This is a genomic window from Streptomyces sp. NPDC054863 (assembly GCF_053610825.1).
On sequence record NZ_JBSGZD010000171.1, the window covers coordinates 1 to 17,037 of the forward strand.

12 protein-coding genes are annotated in these 17,037 nt (G+C 71.5%); 2 read left to right on the plus strand and 10 right to left on the minus strand.

Annotated elements, in window-relative coordinates:
* Together ACWGIG_RS25575 and ACWGIG_RS25580 are read right to left on the minus strand one after the other, a co-directional pair.
* The coding region (locus ACWGIG_RS25575) for an acyl-CoA carboxylase subunit beta (protein ID WP_453324007.1) at positions 1 to 1,217 on the minus strand (1,217 nt) is incomplete at its 3' end.
* A 205-nt stretch (positions 1,218 to 1,422) separates the two neighbouring features.
* Entirely contained in the window at positions 1,423 to 5,289 is a 3,867-nt protein-coding gene (locus tag ACWGIG_RS25580; protein WP_453324008.1) for an endo-alpha-N-acetylgalactosaminidase family protein, read from the minus strand.
* Between the two features lie 253 nt (positions 5,290 to 5,542).
* Here ACWGIG_RS25580 and ACWGIG_RS25585 point away from each other — a divergent pair, with 253 nt between their 5' ends.
* Positions 5,543 to 6,160, plus strand: coding sequence for a YceI family protein (locus ACWGIG_RS25585; RefSeq protein ID WP_453324009.1), 618 nt, complete (start codon positions 5,543 to 5,545; stop codon positions 6,158 to 6,160).
* A gap of 48 nt (positions 6,161 to 6,208) precedes the next feature.
* Here the strand turns inward: ACWGIG_RS25585 and ACWGIG_RS25590 are convergent, their stop codons facing one another.
* From ACWGIG_RS25590 to ACWGIG_RS25625, 8 genes are all read right to left on the minus strand, one after another.
* Positions 6,209 to 7,576 (minus strand): hypothetical protein, encoded by a 1,368-nt coding sequence (locus ACWGIG_RS25590; protein ID WP_453324010.1) that lies wholly within the window; start codon positions 7,574 to 7,576, stop codon positions 6,209 to 6,211.
* A 58-nt stretch (positions 7,577 to 7,634) separates the two neighbouring features.
* The gene (locus tag ACWGIG_RS25595; RefSeq protein WP_453324011.1) at positions 7,635 to 9,377 is read right to left on the minus strand and encodes an ABC transporter ATP-binding protein; all 1,743 of its coding nucleotides are present in this window, start codon (positions 9,375 to 9,377) and stop codon (positions 7,635 to 7,637) included.
* A 13-nt stretch (positions 9,378 to 9,390) separates the two neighbouring features.
* The gene (locus tag ACWGIG_RS25600) at positions 9,391 to 9,804 is read right to left on the minus strand and encodes a lasso peptide biosynthesis B2 protein (protein WP_453324012.1); all 414 of its coding nucleotides are present in this window, start codon (positions 9,802 to 9,804) and stop codon (positions 9,391 to 9,393) included.
* Positions 9,801 to 10,079: a lasso peptide biosynthesis PqqD family chaperone gene (locus tag ACWGIG_RS25605; RefSeq protein ID WP_453324013.1), complete on the minus strand. Its 279-nt coding sequence runs from the start codon at positions 10,077 to 10,079 to the stop codon at positions 9,801 to 9,803. Before ACWGIG_RS25605 ends, ACWGIG_RS25600 begins: the two co-directional genes overlap by 4 nt.
* A gap of 72 nt (positions 10,080 to 10,151) precedes the next feature.
* A complete protein-coding gene (locus tag ACWGIG_RS25610) occupies positions 10,152 to 12,134 on the minus strand; it encodes an asparagine synthase-related protein (RefSeq protein WP_453324014.1) in 1,983 nt (660 codons plus the stop codon).
* A gap of 19 nt (positions 12,135 to 12,153) precedes the next feature.
* The gene (locus ACWGIG_RS25615; RefSeq protein WP_362416699.1) at positions 12,154 to 12,270 is read right to left on the minus strand and encodes a keywimysin-related RiPP; all 117 of its coding nucleotides are present in this window, start codon (positions 12,268 to 12,270) and stop codon (positions 12,154 to 12,156) included.
* Between the two features lie 248 nt (positions 12,271 to 12,518).
* Complete coding sequence (gene cimA, locus ACWGIG_RS25620; RefSeq protein ID WP_453324015.1) at positions 12,519 to 14,132, minus strand: citramalate synthase; 1,614 nt, start codon at positions 14,130 to 14,132, stop codon at positions 12,519 to 12,521.
* 363 nt (positions 14,133 to 14,495) lie between these two features.
* A complete protein-coding gene (locus tag ACWGIG_RS25625) occupies positions 14,496 to 15,764 on the minus strand; it encodes a TolB family protein (protein ID WP_453324016.1) in 1,269 nt (422 codons plus the stop codon).
* 141 nt (positions 15,765 to 15,905) lie between these two features.
* On the opposite strand from ACWGIG_RS25625, the gene ACWGIG_RS25630 reads away from it, so the two are divergent.
* Positions 15,906 to 16,727, plus strand: a complete 822-nt coding sequence (locus tag ACWGIG_RS25630) for an endonuclease/exonuclease/phosphatase family protein (protein ID WP_453324017.1) — start codon at positions 15,906 to 15,908, stop codon at positions 16,725 to 16,727.
* The last annotated feature ends 310 nt before the right edge of the window (positions 16,728 to 17,037 follow it).

Here is a 17,037-nt window from a genome sequence, read left to right on the forward strand (position 1 = left end):
ATCCGCGGCACGGTGGCGTTGCAGTACGCGTACAGCAGCTTCGCCCCGTGCCGGATGATCCCGCCGTGCTCCTGGTCGACACCCGGCAGGAAGCCCGGGACGTCGAGCAGCGTCACGATGGGGATGTTGAAAGCATCGCACATCTGGACGAACCGGGCAGCTTTTTCACTGGCTTCGATGTCCAGCACTCCGGCCAGCGACTGGGGCTGGTTGGCGACGATGCCGACGACCTGGCCGTCGAGGCGGGCCAGGGCGCAGAGGATGTTGGTGGCCCAGCGTTCGTGGATTTCGAGGTAGTCGCCGTCGTCGACGAGTTCCTCGATGACCTTGCGCATGTCGTACGGGCGGTTGCCGTCGGCCGGGACCAGGTCGAGCAGGACGTCGCCCCGCCGGTCGGCGGGGTCCTCGGAGGCGACGGTGGGCGGGTTCTCCCGGTTGTTCGAGGGCAGCATCGAGATGAGGTAACGGACCTCGGCGATGCAGGTCTCCTCGTCGTCGTACGCGAAGTGCGCCACACCCGACGTCTCCGCGTGCACGTCCGCGCCGCCCAGACCGTTCTGGGTGATCTCCTCACCCGTCACCGCACGCACCACGTCCGGACCGGTGATGAACATCTGCGACGTCTCACGGACCATGAACACGAAGTCGGTGAGCGCGGGGCTGTAGGCGGCGCCGCCCGCGCACGGGCCGAGCATCACACTGATCTGCGGGATCACACCCGAAGCACGCGTATTGCGCTGGAAGATCCCCCCGTACCCGGCAAGCGCCGAGACGCCCTCCTGGATACGGGCGCCCGCACCGTCGTTCAGCGACACCAACGGCGCACCGGCCGAGATGGCCATGTCCATGATCTTGTGGATCTTCGTCGCATGCGCCTCACCCAGCGCACCCCCGAAGATCCGGAAATCGTGCGCGTACACGAAGACCGTCCGGCCCTCCACCGTCCCCCACCCGGTGATCACACCGTCGGTGTACGGCTTCTTGCTCTCCAGCCCGAAACCGGTCGCCCGGTGACGCCGCAACTGCTCGACCTCCCGGAAGGAATCCGGGTCGAGCAGCAGCTCGATCCGCTCACGGGCAGTCAGCTTGCCCTTCGCGTGCTGCGCCTCGGTCGCCCGCTCGCTCGGGCCCCGCACAGCCTGCTCACGCAACGCGTGCAGCTCGGCCACCCGGCCGCGGGAGTCGGTGGGCTCACCCGGAGTATCCAAAACGGTCATGTGTCGACCCTACGAAAGGCACCAAGAAAACGGTCCGTCGACTTTGTACAGTCTCCGGACCGTTCTCCTGTGGACCCTGCACAGAACCATGTCGGGAAGCGGGGGAATCGCCTGGTCCTGAGGGTCGCGCGTTGTAAAGGTCCGACAAAGAGGCTCGGTGTGGCGTGCGGCACTCGTCGCGTGGCCGCACACCGCACCGCCCGCCTCAGCCGCCGCAGTGGAAGCGTGCGTCACCCCAGTCGGCATGGTCGTTGCCGGGGCCGTCGCCGCCGTCCCCGGTCACCAGGTCGACGTATTTCGCGCCCGTCACGTCGGCGGTGAGCGCCCACCCCGGGTCGGCCCCGCGCAGCACCGGCGACTTCACCTTCTCCTTACCGTCGGCGAGCACGCCGAACTGCACGCTGCCCCGGCTGCTCTGGACGTCGTCGAGGCCGACCTGTGCGGTGAAGGAGGTGCACCTGCCGCCCAGGTAGTAGCGGATCCTGCCGGGTGACGCGGTGCCGAGGCCCTTGGCGTGGACGGTGCCGTTGAGGGTGAGCGGCTTGCCGTCGCCGGGGGCGGTCTCCCCGTTCGACATGTCCTTCTCTGCGGGACCCCAGCCGTTCTCCATGGACGTCCAGTCGAGGTCGCCGGCGTACGCGTCCTTGGCGGGCGGCGGCGGGAGGGTGCGGACGCTCGCGGTGGCGGCGAGCTTGCGGGCGGCCCCGCCCGCGGTGTACGCGGCGGCCGAACTCAGCTCGTACGCCTGGTACTTGGCGTCCACCGGCGGGGTGACCTGCCAGCTTCCCGTGACCTTGGCGCCGGGGGCGACGGCCGGGAAGGCGACGGGTCCCGCGGGCTCGGCCTGCCAGCCCTCGGGGAGACCGAGGGTGAGGGCGACGTCGGTGGCGGGGGTCGTCCCGTAGTGGGTGAAGGTGGAGGTGACCTCGTGCTTCTGGCCGGGTTCGAGGGCTCCGGCGGCCGGGGTCAGGGCGAGGTTGCCGCAGGCGGCGCGCTCGGTGGCCGGGCCCAGGTCGGTGACGGTGAAGTCGTCGAGGACGAAGTCGGCGCCCTCGGGTGCTCCGGCCTTCTTGCGCAGGCCCACCCAGGTGTCGCCGCAGCCCGCGGTGACCGTCTCGGCGAGGCGGGCGGTGGTGCGCTGTTCGGCGATCGGGGTGCGGCGGGTCTCGACGGACGCGCTCTTGCCGTCGGCACCGATCCGGTCGTACCCGGTGATCCACTCGTAGGCCCCGGCGTGGCTCGACTGGTGGTCGAACTCGACCTTGTAGCGGTGGCCGTCCTTCATGGGGACGGTCCACGGGGCGGTGCGGTAGACGAGCCCGTCGTTCTCCTCGTGGGACTTCAGCGACTCCTTGCCGCCGAGGACGTCGTCGATGCGCTTTCCGTTCCAGCCGGCCTGGGTGTACGGGGCGTTCTTCTGGGCGATGTGGGTGCGGGGGTCGGTGTCGCCGCCCGCGTCGCCCTTGAAGAAGGGGCCCCAGCCCTGGTCGACGGCTTCGAAGTCGTCGTGGACGAGGGCGCCCGGCTTGACGGTCGGGGCGTTGGCGACGAGGCGTACGTCGTCGATGCGCACGCGTACGCCCGACGTGGCCTTCTCCGTATGGAAGTTGAGGGTGGCGGTGCCGTCGGCCGGGGCGGTGAAGTTGACCTTGGCGCGCTGGAAGTAGGTGCCGTGCCAGTCGTTGGCGGCGGTCCGTTCCTGGGCGGTGGAGCGCTCGACGGCGACCTCCTTGCCTCCGACGGTCATCGTCGTGCGCCGGGAGGCTCCGGGCTGCACCTCGACCCAGGCGGACGCGGTGTAGCGCTGCCCCGCTTCGAGGCCGGTGATGCGCTGCGAGAGGGAGGCGGCGGCGGTGCCGGAGAGGGCTGCGCTGTTGCGGCCCTGACTGTCGGTGTCGCGGACGGCCTTGCCGCTCGTACGCCAGTCAGCGAGCTTCGCGTCGTTGAAGCCGGGGTCGGCGACCTTGCCGCCCTCGCCCCATTTCGCGTCGGGCGCGGCGGGGGTACGGCCTGCCGGGTACAGCACGTACGGCTGACCGGCGGTCGCCCGCAGCGTCACCTTGCCGTCCTTCACCGGGACGGTGGCGGTCTTCACCCGGCCGTTGTCGGTGAGCCTGCTGACGGTGAAGGACCCGGTGTTCTTGAACTGTGCGGGAACGCTCCAAGTGGTCGTCCCCCCGGCCTTGTTGTAGTGGTAGAGCTTCTTGCCGCCGTCCCACGGGAGGAGGTAGTTCTCCCCGTCGAGGACCTTCGCGTCACCCACGTAGAAGGCGCGCTTGCCGTTCTCGACGGCGCCGCGCACTCCCCCGGTGAAGTCGATGCGGTCCTTCTCCCAGTGCTGGATCCTCTGGTGCTGGAGGAACTTGGCGGGCAGGTTGCGCTGCCAGATGTTGGCGGAGAAGGCCTGGAAGTCCGTCTCGCCCGTCCAGCCCTCGAACTCCTCGATGGCGGTCTGGCCGAGGATCGGGTGGTCGTTCCAGATGTCCTTCTCGCCGTTGCGGATGAACCGGATGATCTGCGAGTTGAGGCCCTTGTTGGTCTTGCCGCCGTAATTGAGGTCGTTGGCCCAGTGCGACCAGAGGGATGCGTGCTCGAACTTGTCGGCCCACTCGGTGGCGACGTTCCAGCCCTGCCGCTGCACCGCCTGCATCGTCTTGTCGGCGATCCAGCCGTGCGAGTAGTAGACGTCGATGTAGAGCAGGCTGAGATTGCGGTCGGTCTCGTCCCTCAGTTGCTGGAACCTGCGGGCCAGATCACCGCTGTTGATGTCGCGGCGCTGGTCCATGTAGTAGCTCTGATTGAGCCAGTTCCAGCCGGGTTTCGTCTTGTCGACGAGCTTCTCGTCGAAGGCCTTCGCCTCGGGGTACGACTCGGTGGCGTTGACGTGCACGCCGAAGGTCGCACCCCACTTCTTGCCGCCCTTGAGCAGCTTGTTGAGGTCGGTGAGCCCACCGGCGCGCTTGTTGTAGTTGCCGCCGTAGTCGGGGTGCGCGGAGTCGTGCCCCTCGGACCCGTACCCCTTGAGCACGGCGAGCTGGCCGAGCCCGTCGGTCGCCTGCGAGACGCGCTTGACGTCGTCGAGGGTGCGGAGGAAGGGGTGGGTCGCCTGGCTGGCGAAGTTGAACGGAATGTGGGTGACGACCCGGTCCGGGGTCTCCTTCGCGCCGGGCGCCTCGATCCCGATGGACCGGAAGGCGACCGCCCCGTCCTGCCAGTCCACTTGTCCGTCCGCGTTCGCGTCGGGGGTCACGACGACCTTCGCCCACGGCAGGTCCTTGCCGCTCTCGGGCTTCGCGGCCCCTTCGCCCCGGTACGTCCACCGACCGGACCACACCCCGACCCGGACGCTGCCGTCCTCGCCCTTGGTCGCCCGGTGCCAGAGGCGGGCGCCGTCCTTGGCGGTGGCGCCGCCGGGCTTGTCGTACGAGGAGTTGGACTCGACGGCGGCGGCGAGGGAGCCGGTGTTCACGATGCCGTACGAGGCGCCGACGGGTGCCGCGTCGGCGGGGGTCGCGCCGGTGACCTTCGCGAAGACGTCGGCCGTCCGCGTCGAGTCGGGGTCGAGCCGGGTGAAGGCGGTCTCGGCGCCCGCCTCACCGCTCCCCACCGACACGAGGTCGTGCCCGGGTATGTCGAGCGTGCCGACGCGGAACGCCTCGGTGTCCCGTACCGCCGTGATCTTGAAGGTGGTGGCCCGGCCGCTGACGGACAGCGTGGCGTCGATCTCGACGCCGGACAGGGAGGGGAAGACGAGGGTGTACGCGGCGGAACCGGCCCGGACCACGGGTGCGGCCTGGACCTGCACGGGGTACGCGGTCCCGTTGAGCACGACGGACGTCACCGGCCGTGTACTGCCCAGGAGCCGGCCCCCTCCCGCACGGTCGGTGTACGACACGACACGCGGGAAGTCCTTGGCGACGGTGACGGACAGCTGGGCGGACTGTATGACGGCGGTGTCGGCGCCGGGCCCGGGCACCGGCGCGGCAACCCCCGGCAGGGCCGGCCCGGCGAGGGCGAATACGACGGCTGAGGCGGCGGCGAGGGCGCACGACGCACGGAATCTTCGCGACATGGGGCCTGAGTAAGCCCGCACCCAGGGGCCCCGTCAACGGCATCGGACCCCTCCGCTCCCGGCAGTCCAACAATCGCCGCCCGGAAGTCCAAGCGGAACGCCGTGGGCCGAACGGCTGAATTCCGACGACTACCCGATCGTAAAGGTTGAAAGTTGAACATCATCGCGCTAGGGTCGTCCCTGTTGAAGCTCATTGAACCTTCAACAAACTCTCATCCAACGAGCACCGCCCCACTCCCCCAGGAGGAACGCCATGGGTCTCTTCGGCCGCCGCAACGACAACGACGCCACCGACAACACCACCACGCCCACCGCCGTGGACCCGGCCCTGGCCGCCCTGACCGGCGAGTACACGATCGACCCGAGCCACAGCAGGATCGGCTTCACGGCCCGCCACGCGATGGTCACCAACGTGCGGGGCTCCTTCACCGACGTCGAAGGCACCCTGAAGCTGGACGGCTCGGACCCGGCCGCCTCGGAGGCCGCCCTCACCGTCCGCATGGCCAGCATCGACACGGGCGCCGAGGACCGCGACAACCACCTGCGCAGCGCGGACTTCTTCGACGTGGAGGCCTTCCCCGAGATGACCTTCCGCTCGACGAAGGCGGAGCAGCTGGGCGGCGAGGACTACCGGATCACCGGTGACCTGACGATCAAGGACGTGACGCGCCCGCTCTCCATCGACCTGGAGTTCAACGGCACGGCCACCGACCCCTTCGGCAACGAGCGCGTCGGCTTCGAGGGCTCGACGACGCTCCTGCGCTCGGACTGGGGCCTGACGTGGAACGCGGCGCTGGAGGCGGGCGGCGTCCTCGTCAGCGACAAGATCAAGCTGAGCTTCGACATCTCCGCGATCAAGAACGCGGGCTGACACGCGGTCCGGAGCGCGGGCCAGAAGCCGCCGCCTGGGGAGCGTGGGCTAGAAGCCGCCGCCTCCGAAGTCCCCGCCTCCGCCTCCGCCTCCGAAGTCCCCGCCACCGCCGAAGTCGCCTCCGCCGAAGCCCGACGGGTCGAAGTCCGAGCCCGAGACGTCGCCGCCTTCGAAGCCCGCTCCGGCGGAGTCGTCGAAGCCGGTGCCCGCGCCGTAGTCCGACGCGTAGGCGGGCGAGGAGAGCATGGAGCCGAGCATGGTGCCCATCAGGAGGCCGGGGAGCATGCCGCCGCCGAAGTAGCCGCCCGCCCAGGGGCCGTAGGCGGGGCCCGCGTCGTAGTAGGGGCGGCGGCCGTCGGCCGTGTCGACCGTACGGACGGCGGGGTCCAGGCCGTCGGCGATGCGGGCCGCGTCGGCCGCGCAGACCGGGACCTCGCGGGCCGCGCCGCCCGGCGGCGTCCAGGTCGCGTCGGCGACCGAGGGTCCGTGGCGGGGGTCGAAGAAGCACGGGGAGCGGCGCTCGGGGACCGGCGCTCCGGTGCGGCGGGCGTCCAGGACGGCGAGGGAGTAGCGGCCGTCTTCGAGGGCTTCCGTCACGCCTCGTACGTCATTGGGCTGCTCGACGGCCGCCATGCGGGACTTGGCGGTCTCGTAGAGGTCGAGTGCGTGCTCGTAGTCCGCGCGCATCTCGTCCGTCGCACCCGGCTCCGAGGGGTGGAAGTCGAGGCGGTCGAGCTCTTCGCCGTAGGCGGTGATGTCCTCGTCGACGACGACCGTCAGCTTGCGGAGGGACGCCAGGCGCTCTTCCTCCTTGCGCTTGCGGCTGCGGCGTACGAGGACGTAGCCGCCGGCGCCCGCCACGACCGCTACCGCACCGATCCCGGCCAGTACACCGACGCCGGTGCTGCCGCCCGAGCCGCCGTCCCAGGACGCCGGGGCGTGTCCCTTGATCTGCGGGAGCGCCTGGTCGACGAAGGTGTTGAGCTGGGTGGCCGCGTCCAGGCCCGCCGGGGTCTTGGCCGCCGTGACCAGGTTGCGGACCGAGGCGCGGGGCAGCGAGCGCGGGTCGGCGCCCGCCTCGAAGCCGTCGCCGAGGCGGACCGCGTAGACGCCGGTGACGCCGGTCGCGTTGCGGAGGTTGCCGCGTACGGACGTCGGCGGGAATTCGGGGCTCTGCGGGAGGACCGCCACGAAGAGGGGCTTGTCCGCGTCCTTGATCTTCTGGGCGAGGGCGTCCTGGTCGGCCTGGGAGAGCTGGCTCCTGGCCGCATCGGCCACGTACACCGGGCTCTTCTTCAGGGCGTCGCCCGCCTCGGTCGTACCGGTGGCGGCGGCGGCCACCGAGGCGAGCGGGAGCAGCAGCAGGAGCGTCGACCCGGCGAGGGCCGATATGACGGAAAACGGCCTGGTCCTCATGTGTCCGACGCTACCCGATGTATCCGAACATGCACGAGTTGCGCGGGGTCACGGAATCTCAACTCAGGGTGAGCGAGGCTGCGGTGGTGAACTGGGTCGCCGCCAGTTCCGCGTACAGGGTGTCGGTGCGGACGAGCTCGTCGTGGCTGCCCGTCGCGCGGACCCGGCCCGCCTCCATGACGACGATGCGGTCCGCCCGTACGACCGTGGACAGCCGGTGGGCGATGACCAGGACCGTCGTGTCGCGGCTGAGCTCGACGATGACCTCGCGCAGGCGTTCCTCGTTGACGGCGTCGAGCTGGGAGGTGACCTCGTCGAGGAGGAGCAGGCTGGGTCTGCGGAGGAGGGCGCGGGCGAGGGCGACGCGCTGGCGTTCGCCGCCGGAGAGCATGACGCCGCGGTGGCCGACCTGGGTGTCGAGGCCCTCGGGGAGGCGGGCGACGAGGTCGTCGAGGCGGGTGCGGGTGAGCGCGTGGGCGAGTGCGGCGGGGGTGGCGGTGGGGGCGGCCAGGAGGAGGTTGTCGCGGAGGGTGCCGGCGAGGACGGGGGCGTCCTGTTCGACGTAGGCGAGGGCGGCGCGGAGTTCGGTGAGCGGCCAGTCGCGGATGTCGCGGCCACCGACGGTGAGGGTCCCGGAGTCGTGGGCGTAGAAGCGTTCCAGGAGGGCGAAGACGGTGGTCTTGCCCGCGCCGGACGGGCCGACGAGCGCGGTGAGGCTGCCGGGCGGGGCGGTGAAGGTGACGCCGTGGTGGGCGGGCGGGCGTGCGTCGTCGTAGCCGAAGGTCACGTCGGTGAACTCGACGGAGAGGGGCGGGAGTTGGGGTCCGTCCGCGGGTGCCGTCGCGGGCCGCTCCCCCGGCAGGGATTCGATCTCGTCGATGCGGCGGACCGCCGCGAGGCCGGTGTTCAGGCCGGTCCAGCCGTCGGTGAGCTGGCCGAGCGGGCCCATCAGGCCGAATACGTACAGCAGGAAGGCGATGAGGGAGGAGACCTCCATCGCCCCGGAGACGACGCGGGCGCCGCCCACCCCCAGTACGGCGAGGAAGGCGAGCTGGGTGGCGAGGAACATCGCGATCTCGGAGACCGAGGTCCAGCGGGCCACGGTGACGCCCCGGTCGTGGGCGGTCTTCGCCGCCTCGCCGATGGCTGCCGCCTCGCGGTCCTCGATGCCGCTCGCCTTGACCGTACGGAAGGCCTGGAGCGAGCGGTCGAGGAGCGAGCCCATCGCGCCGACGGCTTCCTGTGCCTGGAGCTGGGCGCGCTGGATGCGCGGCATGAGGAGCGCGAGCACACCGGCGGAGACGAGCAGGACGAGCACGGTGACGCCGAGCAGGAGCAGGTCCACGACGGCCATCAGGACGACCGTCCCGGTCAGCACCAGGACGCCGCTCGCGGCTTCGACGATGCTGCGCGAGAGGACGGTGTGCAGGAGGGTCGTGTCGCCGGTGGCGCGGGAGAGCAGGTCTCCGGGGGTCAGCCGGTCGACGGATGCGACCTTGAGCCGCAGCATCCGGCCGACGAGGCGGCGCCGGGCCCGCAGGACGACGGCTTCGCCGGTGCGGGCCATCAGATAGCGGCCGCCCGCGGCGAGCAGCGCGCCGACGATGACGACGGCGCCGAGCGCGACGAGCGGGCCGGTGGTGGGGCGTCCGCCGCCGAAGGCGTCGACGGCGTACTTCGCCGCCATCGGCATGACGAGTCCGGCCGCCGCCCCGACGAGGGAGAGCAGTCCGCCGCACAGGAGCAGCTTCCAGTGGGGGCGGGTGCGGGCCCGAAGGAGCTTCAGCGGACGGGAGTTCACCCCTTCCACGGTCCTACCTGCCACCCGCCGTCACCTTCATCAGCGGACGGAAGTCGTGCAGGTCCTCGCCGACGGTCCTGCCGCCCGCCGCGACCCACGCGTGCGGCTGGAACGGCGGGGCGTCGCGGACGCCCGCGTGCCAGTCGGGGAAGGTGCCCGACATGCGGCAGGCCAGGGCGATCGCGATCGAGCGGGGCAGGCAGCCGTACCAGCCCGCGCACTTGCGGCTGGTCGCGACCACGGACCGGTACGTCTGAAGGGTCTGCTCGTACGAGGCGGGGCGCGCGCCCCGGCCGAGCAGGGTCAGCACCTGGCGCAGGCGGCCCGGGGTGAGCCTGGCGAGGAGGAGGGCCGCCGCGACGGCGGTGCGGAGCCTGAGGCCGCCGGGGCCCGCGCCGCGCCGGGGCATGGTCATCTCGGTGGTCATCGGGGGCCGCCGGCCGGGGTGACGATCTTCGCCCTGATGAGCTGCTCGGTCAGTTCGGCGACGTCCGCCTCCGCCTCGGTGCGCTCCACGTCGTACTCGGCGAGGAGCTGCTCGACGGCGTCGGAGGGGGTTCTCCCCTCGGAGATCGCGGTCACGACGAGGGTGCCGCACTCGTTCAACTGCCAGTAGGTGCCGTCCTTCTCGTCGAGCAGGACGCCGCCGTACTCGGTGGTGGTGACGGCTATGCCCTTGCGGAGCCGGAGCTGTTGGGTCACGAGTTGGCCTCACTGTTCACGGGGATGCCCGGGGTCACAGGGGTGTCCGGGGTCACAGGGGTGTCCGGGTGTTCACAGGGGTGTTCGGGTGTTCACAGGGGTGTCCGGCCAGGCGCCCTGCGCCGTGCGCAGCCACGCCTCGCAGGACACCGTGGCGTCGATGGGGTACTGCTGGAGCACCGGCGAGAACGGGTCGTCGGCGAGGCGGCGGAGCTGCTGCGCGTCGATCAGGCCGCGTTCGGCCAGGAGCGAGTCGGTCCACAGGTCCCGTATCTCCGGGGCGTGTGCGCGCAGTCCCTGGACGTCGTCGGCGGACATGTCGTCCTTCGTCGTACGGGCGAGGAGGTGCGCGGGGACCACGTCGCGCATCGCCTCGACGAGGAGTGGCTTGTAGCGCCAGGGGACGACCCGGTCCTCGACCCGTACCGCCAGTACGGCCTCGATCACCCGGTCGTCGAAGAGGGGCGCCGCGACGGGCAGCCCGAGTCCGGCGCCCAGGTCCTCCATGGACTGGAAGTAGCGGGCGCCGAGGCGGACGGTGTCGATGTCCATGTGGCGGCCGGGGCGGGGCGCGATGGGCCGCGCGCCCTGTGCCGCTCTACGGAACTCCTCGCGGATCAGCTCCCGCGCCCGCGCGGTGAGCCAGGGCCGCACGGCCTGGCGCATCCCCCAGGAGACCTGCGGGGTACGGGCGTCGGCGGTCGCGGTGTCGACAAGTGAACCGGCGAGCCACTTCCCGAAGGCGGGCGGGAAGAGCATGCCGCGCAGGGTCGGCAGCAGGGGCCAGCCGGACTGGTGGCGCAGGGCGCTCATCCGGTTCCAGGCCTTGAGGGGCTTGGCGGGCAGGAGGTCCTGGCAGGCGGAGGCGAGTCCGTTGAAGAGTTCGTCGCCTCCGTAGCCGGTGAGGTGGTACTCGGAGCCGGTGGCGGCGGCGCGTCCGAGCAGCATGGCGGCGCGGGCGCGGGCGGGTGCGACGGGGAAGGGTTCGTCGAGGAGTTCGCCGCCGGTGCCCGCCAGGTCGGCGTAGAAGAGGGGCGCGTCCTCGGCGGGGACGATCCGGTGCTCGATCTTGCGGGAGCCGCCGTCGGCATCGGCGGCTTCGCGGGCCGCCAACACGCCGCGTTCCGCCCAGAGTTGGTCCTCGGAGCGGTCGTCGCGGGCGGCCACGGTGAGCAGCGTGACGTCCTGCGCGCCGGCCTGCTGGGCGAGGAAGGTGACGGCGGTGGAGTCCATTCCGCCGGAGAGTTCGCCGCTGACCCGGGTACGTCCGTGCAGGTGCGCGGCGACGGAAGCGGCGAGCGCGGCGGCGACGCGCGGGGCGCCTTCGGCCGCGGTGAGCCGGGGCTCGGGCGGCAGCCACCAGCGGCGCACTGAACAGGTACTGCCGGAGTGGGGCGCGCCGCCGTCGCGGAGCAGCAGCGCGTACGCCGGGTCGATCTCCTGGACGCCCTGCCAGAGCGGCCGTTCCCGCAGCGGGTGCGGTACGAAGTCCAGGAGGCGCAGCGCGAGGGCGCCGTCGTCGAGGTCGGCGCCGGTGAGGTGCGCGAGGACGGCGGGCCGGTCGGAGGCGACGCGTCCGCCCGCGTGTGCGGCGTGGTAGACGCGGCGGTGGCCGGAGGCCGTGCCCCGTACGCACGTCTCGCCCCCCGTACGGGAGACGACATGGCTGAGGCCCGGCAGGGCGGTGAGCCGCCGGTGCAGGTCGGGGGTGCTGCGGGCCGGGCCGAGTACGGCATCCAGGGTCGCGGCGGGGATCTCGTTCGGGCCGATCAGGACGAGGGCGTCGTCGCCCCGCGTGACGTGGACCAGCTTCCGTACGAGAAGCCGGGCGAGGATCCAGGGCCGGCCGGAGGGGTGCGGGACGACCTCGAAGGCGTCGGGGGTTTCCAAGGCGTCAGGGGCTTGTACGGCCTCGGGGGCATCCGGCGCCTGGGCATCCGGCGCCTGGGCATCCGGCGCCGCCGAGCGAAGATGCCCGGCCGCCGCCTCGCCTTCGGCGGTGTCCGGAAGGACCACGAAGAAGTCACGCAGGTGCAGGTGACCGGGCATCTTCATCACTCAGTTACCCGTCTGCTCAGATACAGAGCTTGCGGGACCAGAATTCCTTGCACGAGGCATAGAACATGCCCGCGGTCTTCTTGCTGAAGTCGCCCTGGTTGAACAGCGACGGCTTGACGTAGGTCTTCTTCATCGTCGTCACGTCCTCTCCGTGGATAGGGATGCACCGAGCAATAGGCGGCTGTTACGGAAGTGCACGGTGTGACCCATGTGAAATCCGTGGCGGCCGGGGAACAGTTGAACGGTTCCGCTTGCCCCTGTGCACCCCCGGACCCCGGAGATGGCTTGTTCGGCTGCAGACCTGACGGGTTCGCCACCCTTGACTCAGGGTGAACGAGCGCTTACTCGTTGCTCATTGAACCGGTTCGGCCGTATTCCGCACTACTCGGTCGGCTCGACGCCCGCACGCAGCAGTCCGTACGTGTACGCGTCCTCCAGCGCCTGCCAGGACGCGGCGATGACGTTCTCCGCGACGCCGACCGTCGACCAGGCGCCGCCGCCCTCGCCGCTGCCGTCGCCGGTGGTGATCAGCACGCGGGTGGTGGACTCGGTGCCGTGCGTGCCCTCCAGGATGCGGACCTTGTAGTCCACCAGCTCCAGCTTGGCGAGCTGCGGGTAGAAGCGCTCCAGGCCGACGCGCAGCGCCCGGTCCAAGGCGTTGACCGGGCCGTTCCCCTCCGCCGTGGCGACGATGCGCTCGCCCTTGGCCCACAGCTTCACGGTGGCCTCGTTGGCGTGGGTGCCGTCGGGGCGGTCCTCGACGATGGCCCGCCAGGACTCGGTGCGGAAGTAGCGGCGGGCCCGCCCTTCCGCCTCCTCGCGCAGCAGCAGCTCGAAGGAGGCGTCGGCGGCCTCGTACGTGTAGCCCTTGAGCTCGCGCGCCTTGACGCGGTCGACGACGCGGCCGGCCAGCTCGCGGTCGTCGCCGAGGTCGACGCCGAGCTCCTTGCCCTTGAGCTCGATGGAGGCGCGGCCCGCCATGTCGGAGACGAGCATCCGGATGCGGTTGCCGACCAGGTCGGGGTCGATGTGCTGGTAAAGGTCCGGGTCGACCTTGATCGCGGAGGCGTGCAGTCCGGCCTTGTGCGCGAAGGCGGAGACGCCGACGTACGGCTGGTGGGTGGAGGGCGTGAGGTTGACGACCTCGGCGATGGCGTGCGAGATGCGGGTCATCTCGCGCAGGGAGCCCTCGGGGAGGACCTGCATGCCGTACTTGAGCTCCAGGGCGGCGACGACGGGGAAGAGGTTGGCGTTGCCGACGCGCTCGCCGTAGCCGTTGGCGGTGCACTGGACGTGGGTGGCGCCCGCGTCGACGGCGGCGAGGGTGTTGGCGACGGCGCAGCCCGTGTCGTCCTGGGCGTGGATGCCCAGGCGTGCGCCGGTGTCGGCGAGGACGGTGGCGACGACGGCCTGGATCTGGGCGGGGAGCATGCCGCCGTTGGTGTCGCAGAGGATGACGACCTCCGCACCGGACTCGGCGGCGGCCCGCACGACCGCCTTCGCGTACTCGGGGTTCGCCCGGTACCCGTCGAAGAAGTGCTCGCAGTCGACGAAGACGCGGCGGCCCTGCTCGCGCAGGTAGGAGACGGTGTCGCGGACCATCGCGACGTTCTCGTCCAGCGTCGTGCGCAGCGCCAGCTCGACGTGCCGGTCGTGCGACTTGGCGACCAGGGTGATCACCGGGGCGCCGGACGCCAGCAGCGCGTTGACCTGGGGGTCGTCGCAGGCCTTCGCCCCCGGGCGGCGGGTGGCGCCGAAGGCCACCAACTCGGCGTTGCGGAAGGTGATCTCCTTCTGCGCGCGGGCGAAGAACTCGGTGTCGCGGGGGTTGGCACCCGGCCAGCCGCCCTCGATGAAGCCCACCCCGAAGTCGTCCAGATGACGGGCGATGGCCAGCTTGTCGGCGACGGTGAGGTTGATCCCCTCGCGCTGCGCGCCGTCGCGCAGCGTGGTGTCGAAGACGTGGAAGCTGCTCTCAAGGCTCTCTGCGGTCATGCGGTGTGACTCCTGTCGGATCCCGGGGTGGCTCCCAGGCTGCGGAATGGCTGGCTCCACTTGCCCCCATCCTCGCGTGCGCCCCGTCCTCGGCCCGGTTGGGGCCGTAAAACGAAAAAACCCCTCGCGGGTGCGAGAGGTCTGCGCGCGGGTCTGGAGCTGAGCGCCGTGCCGTACGGGGTGGTGGGTGTACGGGACGGTCACTGCGGACCGGCGCGCCTGCTGCCGATAATCATGGCGTACGAGGACACGGGGGCAGTCTGGCACACGGCTGCCCCCGTGTCTCAGGGCGTCTCAGGATGCGGGCCGCTCGGGCGGCGGGGGGCGGTGGAGGCGGCGGGGGGGCGGTGGAAGCGGCGGGGGTCAGCCCAGGTGGCGTACGTAGACCTGGGTGCTGTCGTGCGTGTCGCCCGGCACCAGGTCCGAGGAGTACGAGCCGAAGGCGACGCGCGTGCCGTGGGCGTCGATCGCCGCACCGTACGCACCCTCCTTGCTGGGCGCCCCGGTGGCGTTGGCGCTGACCAGGCGGGTGGATCCGGTCTTGAGGTCGCGCAGGTGCACCTGGCCGACGTGGTGGGTGTCGGCGGCTGCGGAGCTGTTGAACGCCAGGTACCGGCCGTCGGCGCTGAGCGCGCCGAGAGAGGTGTGGTCTGCCTTGTTCACGGCGTCGACGCGCCGCACCGCGCCGGTCTTCAGGTCCCGGATGTGCACGTTGTGCGCTCCGTTGGTGTCGTCCGGGGTGAGCTTGGAGTCCAGCGAGCCGAACACCACGTACCGGCCGTCGGGACTGAGCTGCGTGTCCTCGGACTGCGCGTCGGAGGTCGTCCCGGCGGGCGGCTTGTCCGCCTCGTACAACTTCCCGGTCGGTACGTCACGGACGTGGATGTCGCTCCAGTCGCCGCGCGAGGGGTGCGGGAAGAAGAACTGGTACGCGACCCGCTGCCCGTCGCCGCTGATCGAGACCGACTTCACCGCCCGCTCACGCGCCACCGTCGACGGCTCGCTGATCCGTACCGCCTCCCCCGTCTTCCGGTCGAGGCGGTACGCCCGGCTGTACTGGTCGGGCTCGAAGGAGTGCTCCGACCGCGAGGCCGAGAAGGCCGCGTACCGGCCGTCGGCGCTCAGCCGCACTCCGGACGAGGTGTCGTAGCCGGCGGCGACGGCGTCGTCGATCCGCTCGACGGCCCCGGTGCGGAGGTTCTTGACGTACCCGTGGGTCCGGCCGCCGGTGCTTCCCGGGGCGAGGTCGGCGGCGTCCGAGGAGAAGCCGATGTGGCTGCCGTCCGCGCTGATCGCCGGGTCCGTGGAGGCGCCGTCGGCCTGGGACCCGTCGGCGCGGGTGGACACGCGGACGGTCGTCCCCTTGCGCAGGTCGCGCACGAAGACGTCCGGGACGCCGTTGGTGTCGCCGGGGACGAGGTTGGCGGCGGCGGACTCGAAGACGACGTAGCGGCCGTCGCCGCTGAGGGCCGCGCCCGTCGCACCCTGGTCGGCCTCGGCCCCGCCGGAGCCGACGCTGACCTTCTCGGTCCGGGGCGCGGCTGCGGGCGCGGCGGTGGTCGACGGCAGGGTCAGGGCGGTGAGGGCGGCGGCGAGTGCCGCACCCAGTGCGGCGCGTGTGGCGGTCTGCATGGTGTAACTCCCCCTGTGGACAAGGTGGTTGGCGGGCCGGGTGTGGTGAATCGCCGATACAGGAGACGCATGGATCCTTCACCTGGTTCGCACGTTCGCCCCTCGGATTCGCGGCGGAGGGCGGAGCGGTACGTTCGCCTCATGCGCGTACTGACATGGAATCTGTGGTGGCGTTTCGGTCCGTGGGACGCCCGCCGGAAAGCGATACTCGCCGTCCTGCGCGAGCAGCGGGCGGATGTGATCACCCTTCAGGAGGTCTGGGCGAACGGCGACGAGAACCTGGCCGGCTGGCTGGCGCAGGAACTGGGCCTGGAGCACTGGACGTGGGCGCGGTTCGCCGAGCCGCACCACTGGCAGCGGCGCACCGAAGCGGACACCTCGGACATCGGGGTGGCCGTCCTCAGCCGGTGGCCGATCGGCGAGGAAGCGACGGTGCGGCTGCCCGCCGACGGCGCCGTGGACAACGGGCGCATGGCGCTGTACGCCCGGGTGGAATCCCCCGCCGGGCCGGTCCCGGTGTTCACCACGCACCTCAACTCGGCCGTGTACGACTCGGCGACGCGCTGCGCGCAGGTGCGTGCCCTGCATCGTTTCGTGGCGGAGCACCGGGGTCACGGGCCGTTCCCGCCGGTGGTCGCCGGGGACTTCAACGCCTGGCCCGACTCGGACGAGATCCGGCTGCTCGGCGGCTACAAGACCGCGCCGCCGGTGCCCGGACAGTGCTTCGTGGACGCGTGGGAGTACGCGGAACCGGGAGCGCCCTGGGCCACCTGGGACGCCACGAACGGGTACCACACGCCGGGACCGAGCACCCGGATCGACTACGTGCACCTGGGCGTGCCGGGCCCGGGCGGGCTGGGCGCGGTGCACGCGGTGGCCCGCTTCGGGCACGGCCCGGTGGACGGCGTGTGGCCTTCGGACCATGCGGGGGTACGGGTGGATCTGGCGGGGGTGGTGGGGTGAGGGAGTGAGCGTGCGGAGATCGGGCGGTTCGCCCGACACGCACGGGCTTTCGCCTCAGGGCAGCCGCTTAAACCCTTGCCCCTCTGCCCCCCTTGCCCCCTGGCCCCGAGCCGCCTTGGGCAGCGGGGCCGCCCCCCGGGGGCGGGACGGGTGGGCAAGGGGGCGGCCCCCACGCGGAGCCCCACCCCTCGCTCCGGCACACGCACCGGTGCGGGCCGGTGGGCCGCTTCGCGGGATGGCCCCTCCCCGCCCCTCCACCTAAACCGCTCGCCGCGGGGCAGAGACGGTTCACGGCTCGCGCCGGTGGGGG